At 52.5% G+C, this 8,436-nt stretch carries 6 protein-coding genes; 5 read left to right on the top strand and 1 reads right to left on the bottom strand.

What is annotated here, in order from left to right; genetic code table 11:
* The first annotated feature begins 217 nt into the window (after positions 1-217).
* From GX839_03155 to GX839_03165, 3 genes are all read left to right on the top strand, one after another.
* A complete protein-coding gene (locus GX839_03155; GenBank protein NLB04463.1) occupies positions 218-1,441 on the top strand; it encodes an ATP-binding protein in 1,224 nt (407 codons plus the stop codon).
* Positions 1,442-1,647: 206 nt separating this feature from the next.
* Positions 1,648-2,013, top strand: a complete 366-nt coding sequence (locus GX839_03160) for a BlaI/MecI/CopY family transcriptional regulator (GenBank protein ID NLB04464.1) — start codon at positions 1,648-1,650, stop codon at positions 2,011-2,013.
* A 3-nt stretch (positions 2,014-2,016) separates the two neighbouring features.
* Complete coding sequence (locus GX839_03165) at positions 2,017-4,734, top strand: hypothetical protein (GenBank protein ID NLB04465.1); 2,718 nt, start codon at positions 2,017-2,019, stop codon at positions 4,732-4,734.
* Positions 4,735-4,790: 56 nt separating this feature from the next.
* Here GX839_03165 and GX839_03170 read toward each other — a convergent pair whose 3' ends face one another.
* Entirely contained in the window at positions 4,791-6,860 is a 2,070-nt protein-coding gene (locus GX839_03170) for a hypothetical protein (GenBank protein ID NLB04466.1), read from the bottom strand.
* Between the two features lie 471 nt (positions 6,861-7,331).
* Here GX839_03170 and GX839_03175 point away from each other — a divergent pair, with 471 nt between their 5' ends.
* Together GX839_03175 and GX839_03180 are read left to right on the top strand one after the other, a co-directional pair.
* Positions 7,332-7,553, top strand: coding sequence for a hypothetical protein (locus tag GX839_03175; GenBank protein ID NLB04467.1), 222 nt, complete (start codon positions 7,332-7,334; stop codon positions 7,551-7,553).
* Positions 7,554-7,559: 6 nt separating this feature from the next.
* A partial coding sequence (locus GX839_03180) for an InlB B-repeat-containing protein (protein ID NLB04468.1) occupies positions 7,560-8,436 on the top strand: 877 nt, incomplete at its 3' end.

Genomic DNA, 8,436 nt, shown 5'->3' on the forward strand with positions numbered 1-8,436 from the left:
CCACAATGAAGATCCGCTCCGAATGGGGCGGGTCTTTTTTTAATCACTTCATGTTGTCTTCGGTGCCTGGCACGGCAATATTCTTAACCGGAAACAGTTTCTGACTTTCAGTTTTTAACTGAAATATGTGAGGATATTTAACAAAAATCGGTTACTAACTGAAAGTTATGATATTTTATGCTATACTTCAGTCAATAACTGAAAGACGGATATAGCAATGATTATTCGTGAAATGTATTTGAGTAAGCTTATCGAGTATAAAAACAATGGTTTTGTCAAAGTAATAACCGGAGTCAGGCGATGCGGCAAATCATCTTTGCTTAAGATGTATCATTCCTATTTGCTGGACAATGAGCCTGAAGCAGAACTTCTTTATCTGAATATGGAATTGCTCGAGAACATAAGCATCCGCGACAAAGACTCTCTTGTTGACCACATAAGAATTAGACTTGGAAAACTGGACAACACGAAAAAATACTATTTTCTCTTTGACGAACTGCAGAATGTTAACGGATGGGAAGAAGTCATTAATGGTCTGCACGCAAATGGCAATGTCGATATTGTGTTGACAGGATCCAATGCTTATATCTTAAGCTCCGACCTTGCTACGCTACTCTCCGGACGTTATATCAGAATAGATATGTTGCCATTGTCATTTGTGGAATATCTCGAATTTAATGAGTTGGATCCATCTAAAATCGAACGCAGGCACGCGGAAGAAGAACTCCGGAATTATTTGGAATGCGGCTCTTTTCCTGCTGCGGTTCTCGCAGACTCTGCAGAGCTGAAAAGAGATTACCTGAGCAGTCTTTATGACAGTATTATTGTCAGGGACATCATCACCCGGCATCAAGTAAAAGATGTGCAGGCACTGCATCACATTATCAGTTTTATATTCGAGACAGTTGGAAAGCCATTTGCAATAAAGAATATCGTGAATAGCATCAAATCGGCAGGCGGAAGAATCAGCCATGAAACGATTGTTGACTATATCAATGCGTTGGTCGACGCCTATGTTTTATACCCTGTTGATGCTTATGACACGAGAGGCAAGAAACTTTTTTCGACCAAACGCTGCTACTATGTAGTAGACAGCGGTCTTCGAAACGCCGTAGTATCACCTTTGTCAAGAAATACCGGCAGTTTGCTTGAAAACACAGTGTTCCTGGAGTTAAAACGCCGGAGATACAAAATGTTTACAGCTTATGCCGGAGAAAATGAGATCGATTTTGTTGCCAGAAGAGACCAGGATTTGGCATACGTTCAGGTTACTTCTTCTCTGGAAAATGAGAATACTCGAGCTCGCGAGTATCGCAGTCTAAATGATGTTAAAGACAACTATCCCAAATATGTGCTGACACTGGATAATCTGGACTGGTCGGCAAACGGCATTCAGCAGGTTAATCTGATCGATTTTCTCCTCGGCAAGCAGCTGACGTGAGTCCAGTTGTGCCAGCGAAGTGTACCCTGTCAAGTTGACTCCCGAAAGACGAAGTTCAGCTCATCGTTTTTCTAAGAGGGCTGGATTCCTCAAAATCCAGCTCGCCAGCGAGCGGTATTCCATCGGCGTAATGGAGTTGACAGATCAGTTTACTGGGTATAGACTAGTATCAGTCGATAGTGAATAGACTACACGGAGGAGAGGTCATGGCAGCAATCAGTTTGGGAGAGGTTGAATCCCGTTTCGCGGAGATTATTTGGGACCATGAACCCCTGCATTCACGGGATCTGGTTAAGCTCTGCGAAAAAACTTTGGACTGGAAGCGGTCGACCACCTATACGGTCCTTCGAAAACTTATCGACCGGGGCCTCTTCCGGAATGAAGGGGGAATGGTATCATCGGTCATCTCCCGTGAAGAATACGAAGCCCTGCAAAGCGAGCAGTTTGTCGAACAAAGCTTCGACGGGTCACTGCCGGCCTTTATCGCTGCCTTCACCAGGCGAAAGTCTCTTTCACAGGAGGAAGCGGATCAAATCCGTCAAATGATCGAAGAAGCAGCGAGGGAAGGCTGAATCATGGATGCCCTCTTTTTGAAAATCTTGAATATGAGCATCACGGCCAGCTGGCTGATCCTGGCTCTGCTGGCCCTTCGGCCTCTCTTGAGAAAGGCGCCCAAATGGCTGGTCTGCCTGCTCTGGTCCGTGGCGGGCCTTCGTTTGCTTTTTCCCTTTTCCATCAAGAGCGCCCTGAGCCTTATCCCAAGTGCCCAGACGATCAGGCCGGATATCCTTTACGCGCCCAATCCGCAAATCCAAAGCGGGATTCCCGCCTTCAACCAGTGGGTAAACCCGGTGATCGGGGAGAGCCTGGCCTCTGTGCCGGCTACCAGCATGAATCCCTTGCAGCTTTGGACCCGGGCTGCGGCCTATGTCTGGCTGATCGGCATGATAGTCCTTCTCTTTTATGCCATTTTCAGCTATGGCCGTCTGAGAAAAAGGATCGGTGCCTCCATCCAGGTGGCAGAGGGGGTTTGGATCAGCGACGAGATTGACAGCCCCTTCATCCTGGGCCTGGTCAAGCCTCGTATTTACCTGCCTTCAGGCATGGAAGCAGGACAGAGAGCCCTGGTCATGGCCCATGAGCGGGCCCACCTGGCCCGCCGGGATCATTGGTGGAAACCTCTGGGATTTCTGATTCTTTCCCTTTACTGGTTCAACCCCCTCTGTTGGCTGGCCTACATGCTTCTTTGCCGGGATATTGAGATGGCCTGTGATGAGAAGGTCATCCGGGCCATGGACAAAGAGGGGCGCCTGGTCTATTCCGAAACCCTCCTGGCCGCCAGCATCCCCCACCGGCCGGTCATGGCCTGCCCCCTGGCCTTTGGAGAGCTGGCGGTGAAAGAGAGGATAAGAAAAGTACTCAATTACAAAAAACCTACCTTTTGGATCATCCTCCTGGCTCTGATCGCTTCCCTGGTCCTGATCTTTTGTTTCCTCACCAACCCCAGGGAGCCGGTTGAAGAACCAAAGACCCCGGCGGAAAGTCATCCCGGAACCGTAATCGAGCCGGGCCTGGCGGAGGAATGGTTTGATTACTTGCACTTAAACAGCATGGATTGGGAAAGTCATCTTGAGACCAGCAGACCGGAGTTCCCGGGTGTGACCTTCCGCTGGACACCGGGAGAGATGGAGGCTGTGACACAAGCCGGGTCTTCGGCCCTTTTCGCAGGCATGCCTATCTGGAATGCGTATTTTTGTGATTTGACAGGCGACGGCAAGCCGGAGCTTTGCGGGACGGTCAGTTTCGGCTCAGGCTTTGTCGATAACCATGTGGTGGTCTTTGATTACGAAAACAAGGAAACCCATTATCTATGGAACCGCTTTGTCAGCGACTACGAACTCTATCTTGAGGGGGGCCGGCTCTGTGTGGCAAAACGGCCACCTATGGGCGAGGAGATCCTGGAAAGCGGACGCTTGATCTTTCAAGATGGCAGGCCTGCCATGGAAGGGGAGACCGCTCCTCCGCCCCCTTATGAACCGGAAGAGGCGATCGGTATCGGCTTTCAGGCCTTCTCTTCTCCGGTGGGATACTCCCGGGCCGGCCACAAGGCCATGCTGGACCGGGCGGATTACCAACTCTTTCCCATCGTTGACGCTGTGCACGGCCTGATTCCTCTTGTCAAGCTGGACAGCCGGCAGGATTTTGAAACTTTCTACCGGGAGATGGCCGCCCACTTCGATTTTGATCTGGAGGACACTGATTCACCGGCCTTTTCCCGCCTGGCTGACCTATACACAGACGAATTTTTCCGGGAGAATACACTTTTACTGGCCTATCTGTTTGAGAGAAACCCGGCCGACCGCGAGTGGGTTGACGCCGTCACCCTGGACCGGGAGGGAAGGGTGGAGATCGCCGTCCGGCGCAGATCGGATCCCGGCGACCTGGACGTGACCGGCCGGTTTTTGGCTGTGAATGTCTCAAAAGAGGATATCGCGGCCATGGTCACCTGCCGGATTGTTCCTGCGCCTGAGACCGAACCCCCGGAGGATTTCTCCTTCAAGGGACCTTTCGACACTTATCGATTCGAGGGATCTGAACCGCTAGACGAGGCGGTCCTGCAGCTGAACACCGAGCGGGCATTCACCTTGTCCCTGTCACCCTTGAGCTCTTATCTGGCCTATGGCCACTACAACCTGGACGGTCAACATCTGATTTTGCGAACCTGGGACGGCCTTTACACCTACACCTTTGACAGGCATGCCGATGGCTGGCGCTTTAATGCGGACCTTTCCTCACCCCTCTATACCAGGTTGTCTTCCCTGACTGACGGCGGCCTCTTTTATCTGGTTGACATGGAGCCCCACGATCGACGGACTTTGGGGGATTGGTGGCATCCCGGTCAAGGCCAGGTTCCGGAAGCCCGCTCCCTGCAAATCTCAGAATATCAGTATGACGACCAATCCATCGCGACCAAAACGGCCTTCAGGGCGATTCAAGATCGAGACCTGGCGGAAAGCTGGCTTGGCCGTTTGATGGATTTGCCAATCAGGGAAATCAGGACACCCGAAAGCCTGGCAGGCAAGCGGTCGGTACTCGAACTCAGCTTTCAGGACCTCAGAGGCCAGGAAATTATTTTTATCTCCCTGCAAGCATATGGTGACGGCGGTGACAGGGTATTTATGAACGGCAACTTCATCCCGCCGGCTGATGTTGTCCCGGAAAACATCTTTCTCATTGAAGACATCACTGCCATGCAGATGTTCAAGGATCTGAAATGGCTTCTTGAAGGCTAATCTGTATTGGGATGCAAGATAAATCTGCTGCCGAAAACAACCAACCCAATATCGGGTCAGATGTGCAAGCGTTTCGCCAGTTCGTGTTTGATGACATCCCCTTGAAAAATCAGGGCGCCGGCGATCATGAGGAGGCTGACTCCCACACAGATGACGGAGGGAAGCCGGACGGTGACCCAGCTGAAGATGAGGAAGAGCAGGGGCGCTAATCCCAGTAAGGCGCAAAGCAGCAGGTAGACCAGGTAGTCGCCGCTTTCCAGGTGGAGGGCCCGGGCGAGTATGTAAAGCGTTGCCTGGGCTGTCAGCAGAACGATCGGGATGGCGTAGTTGAGGGAGAAGCCCTGCCAGCCGAAAATCCAGTCCCAGGCTACCACGAGCAGGGACAGGATGGCGACCTGCCAGGTGACGATCTTGCTGACCTGCCTTCGCCGGACTACCACAGCCCCGATGCTGGCCCAGCTGGAGATAATCCCCAGCAGGGTCATCAGCGGCAGGTTGAAGGGCAGTTCCAGGCTGTAGCTGACCATGAGGCTGATGATCATGGCGGCAAAGGAGATGAAGGCGAACAACCTGGTCAGGAGGAAGTGGTTGGTCTTTTGTTCCGCGGCAGGAAAGACATCCCTGGCCTCATCCGACCTGGCGTCAGTCGAGACCTGCAAGGGCTCGTTATCCAAAGGGCACCGTGCCTTGTAGCCCCGGATGGTGCAGCCGCAGTTGGGACATGCCGTCGTCCCTGTGGGGGTGACACCTTGCGCGGGCGGCAAGATGACCGATTCACCGTTTTCGTTGGTGGATCCAGCCGTGATGATGTTGCCGTTGCTGGTAATCTCGACCGGGACGCCCTCCTCCCGGAGCGCCGTGAAGAATCGGTAGGGGAGCTCATTTTCCCTGTAAATCGATATGAAGCTGACCGAGAAGACTCCGGCGCCGCTGACGGCAGACAGGGAGATGCCCCGGGTGGCGACGGACACATGACAGCTGCGAACATGGAGCCAAAGTTTCTCCGGCAGGTCAATCCGCCCGACATTGGAGATGCTTGTTGTGTGCTTCCGGTCGCTCAAGCGGTGGGCCGCACGCATGCTCAAGTCCTTCAGGCCCGTGGGCAGGATTCGCAGAATGGGATTGGATTCCAGCTTCAAGAGGCCGGTTTGATCTGAAGCCAATTTTTCAGGCAGGAAGGCACTTTTGAAGCTATCGGCGACTGCCTTGATCCACCAGTCCAGGTTGGAGGAGTCTTCCCTGGCCGGCTCGGGCAGTTCAATGTGCATGACACTGAAAAAGTTGCGCTCTGTTCTGGATTTGAAGAGGGGTCGAAGGTTGACGGGAATGGCAAGGACAATGGGCCGCCTGTTGCCTCCGCGCTCCTCCCAGAGAGCCTTGGCGTAAATCGATGAAATATAGACTGTGAGTGTGGCCTTGCGTCTTTGGGCGGCATCCCGGATCGCCTTGACCGGCATGGCTCCCTCAACCAGGTTGGCGCGGCGCCGGATCAGGCTTGTACCCCTGTACTGCCAGGCATTGACACGTTTCTTCTTCTTTCTCGCGCCTCTTTCTTGATTTTTCTTCTTGCCCTGATATTTAAAATACCGCTGAAAGCTGTCGTTCATCTTTTCGCCGGCGGGCGAGCGTTCGAAGAGGGGCTGGATATCCCCAGCCTCAATGATCCCTGGGTGTGAAAGCAGCAGGTACTGTCCCAAAAGGGCACGGATGAAAGTTACGGCCCCTACACCGTCGCACACGGCATGGAAGATCTCCGCATTGATGCGGCTGCCATAGTAGAGGATCCTGAAAGGCAGCCTCTTTTCGCCCCGGATATACAAGGGCTCGTAGAGGTCTTCCGTCTCCGGCCGGACCAGGCAGCGCAGGTCGCTCTGTTCGAAGTAATACCAGAAGACGCCCCGCCTCAGCACAACCTCAAAATTCTGGAAACGCGGCATGATGGCATCCAGTGCCTGCTGCAGTATGTCAGGATCGACCGCTTCCTTAAGCTCAACGGTCATCCGGAAGACCTTGGTGTCTTTCAAGTTGGCTGTGGCAGGGAAAACCTTGGACGCGTTGTCGAGCCGGATCCATCTTGCTTTGCCCTGATGCTTGGGAGCCTCTTCTTTTGTCGATCGTTTTTGCATGGATTAGATTATGACACATGGGGCAGCATTTTTCGCTGAAGCAGTTTTAGGCGGCCTGCCGCCGAACTGCCCGCGCTCCCCGGAAAGAATAGCCGATCTCTCCCCCAGCAACCTGTCAATGCCGTGATGCACTTTGGGAGGCGTTAGAGACGATCAACCCCCCAGGCGAACATAAGCTGCCGGATGAATCTTTCAGCGAAGTCATGGCAGTCCTTAGCCTGCCTCCGGGGTGCCGTAGGCGGTCATGTTTCCCGAACAGCATTAAACGATTCCATGAAGAGATCCGGACCTTTCGAATGAAACGAGCATCACCCGGCCAATGGAGCTCTGTTTGTTGATCACCACGAACGAGGAGTGCAATTCAGAACAACAGCAGGTTACCTGAAGTGCAGAGTTACGGGAAGGTGAATTTCCACCAAGATGGCAGGCTTGACTCCGTCCGTACAGTGAAGCACTTTCCCAGAAGGTTTGATGAATCATCTTGCATTTTCGGCTTTAAGGGTGCGTAGTTTTGCTGGAATTTGCACCTATATGAATAAGAAGGGTTTTTTTGCTTCCGTTTCGATGATAGGGAGGCTTAATGCGGGTAAAAAAACCGTGTCCGGCAAGGTCATGCCCTTTTTTGACGGCCTGATGCCTGAGGTTGGGGCAAGGAGCAGCAAAACAGACAGGCGTATGCGAGATGGAGGATAAAAGGAAATGAAAAAAAGGATTTTCGGTCTGCTATTGTGCTTTTTAGTGATGATGGCAATGGTGCCGGTTTTAGCCATAGCGGATGGGGAAATGGTCACCGTGTCCTTTGACATGAAAGGTCACGGAACAGGCGCCCCTGTGGATCAGACCATTCCGAAGGGTACACCGGCTGTAGAGCCTGTAGAGCCTGTTCCGCTGGCAGAAGAGAAGTTCTATTTTGGATACTGGACCTATATCCGGAATTATTTTGTGACCAGATGGGATTTTTCAAATAACGTCAACGAGGATATGACCCTCTCCGCCTTGTGGTTCCCCTGGGAAACCAGAGCTCTTCAGCTGGCTTTGGACGGGCAGCCCTATAGCGGCGTGACGGCCTTGGCAAAGGATACGACTGCCGGCACGACCCATATTTTGACTGAAGGAGATCCAGGCCTTTATTCTGTCCAGCTCCCGGAAGGCAATTACGACATGATGGTAAACGATGAGTTAATCCTCCCCAACCAGACAGTTGGCAGAAAGGGTTCAAGCTCAAAGTACTTTTTCTATTATTACTCCATGAACTTTAACTCCAACGGGCAGATTTTTACAACGGCCAGCGCGCCTGGGACGCAGGTCGTGCGGTCAGCAAATTGTCCATCCATTCCTTCTTTGCCGGAGGCAGCAAACGCAAATTACGCCTTTACAGGATGGACAAAAGGGCCGGGGGCAGACTCGGGGGTCTTTGATTTTAGTCGGACAATGAGTTCTACAAGGACGGCTTACGCCCAATGGGTCCAGGTTAATTCCGGGGAATATCCGGTGGCCGTCTATGGCGCTGAACACGAAGGTTCGTCTGTCGCCACCTCGTCTTCGGATTACCAGGTGACACTGAAGCCGCCTGCCA

It is taken from the genome of Fastidiosipila sp., assembly GCA_012511175.1.
Lineage (GTDB): Bacteria > Bacillota > Clostridia > Saccharofermentanales > DTU023 > UBA4923.

What these genes read in the sequence shown, in the direction of transcription:
- GX839_03155 (NLB04463.1), top strand. Translation starts at nt 218, where the DNA reads ATGATTATTCGTGAAATGTATTTGAGTAAGCTTATCGAGTATAAAAAC.
- GX839_03160 (NLB04464.1), top strand. Translation starts at nt 1,648, where the DNA reads ATGGCAGCAATCAGTTTGGGAGAGGTTGAATCCCGTTTCGCGGAGATT.
- GX839_03165 (NLB04465.1), top strand. Translation starts at nt 2,017, where the DNA reads ATGGATGCCCTCTTTTTGAAAATCTTGAATATGAGCATCACGGCCAGC.
- GX839_03170 (NLB04466.1), bottom strand. Translation starts at nt 6,860, where the DNA reads ATGCAAAAACGATCGACAAAAGAAGAGGCTCCCAAGCATCAGGGCAAA.
- GX839_03175 (NLB04467.1), top strand. Translation starts at nt 7,332, where the DNA reads ATGAATCATCTTGCATTTTCGGCTTTAAGGGTGCGTAGTTTTGCTGGA.